The organism is Mucilaginibacter sp. P4_G9 (assembly GCF_056400985.1).
On record NZ_JBFUKF010000886.1, the window covers coordinates 1 to 789 of the forward strand.

The window sequence follows — 789 nt, forward strand, 5'->3', positions numbered from 1 at the left end:
GTATAGAAGAACAGCAAAGCTTTTTCCAGGCCCAGGCATCAGCTATATTAAATATTGTTGATCATAGCAGTAATACAGAAACCGTAAAAAGCCTGGTTATTATTGATGAAATATTTAGGGGAACTAATACAATTGAGCGTATCGCCGCTGCAAAATCGGTATTGTCATACATTACCGCCAATGATAATTTTGTATTCGTATCAACACATGATCTCGAGCTTGCCGAACTTTTAGACGAGGATTTTGCCATCTATTCGTTTGTGGATTCCAAATCGGGCAAAACATTGGTTTTTGATTACAAATTGAAAGAAGGCTTGCTGAAAAGCAAAAATGGTATAGCCATATTAGCCTCCATGGGTTACCCCGAATCTGTGATTGAAGATGCCCACATAGTAAGTGAGCGTATGATGTTGAAGTATATGGAATAGGGGGTTACTCCCCCTCATACATTTTTAACCTGTTATGCAAGGCCCGCATATTTTCCTGCATTTGTTCGATCCTGTTAAGCAGGTGTGTTATTGCTTCAATGCCGGCCACATTAATATCCAACTGGTACAGGCTAATCATTTTTTCGAGCTTACGCAATTCCGTTTCTGGTATAAATGTTGTCTCGTTAATCACAGTAACCTCAACCAAACCAGCCTGTTCTAACGAATTAAAAAACGTGTACTCAACATTATGGTATACACAAAAATCATTTGCAGTTATTAAATTCTCTGTTTTCATAAGTAGATCAGGATTTTGATAGTTCTTCAAACAGCCGCTTTTGCTTATCAGTAAGGTTGGTAG

The 789-nt window shown here is 38.1% G+C and carries 2 protein-coding genes; one reads left to right on the forward strand and one right to left on the reverse strand.

Annotation, left to right across the window (positions count from 1 at the left end; translation table 11 throughout):
- On the forward strand, positions 1-428 hold a 428-nt coding region (locus AC1DPZ_RS28355), incomplete at its 5' end, for a MutS-related protein (RefSeq protein ID WP_477409828.1).
- 4 nt (positions 429-432) lie between these two features.
- On the opposite strand, the gene AC1DPZ_RS28360 is transcribed toward AC1DPZ_RS28355, so the two are convergent.
- Positions 433-789, reverse strand: a 357-nt coding sequence (locus tag AC1DPZ_RS28360; RefSeq protein ID WP_477409830.1) for a chaperone modulator CbpM, incomplete at its 5' end; no start/stop codon positions are given.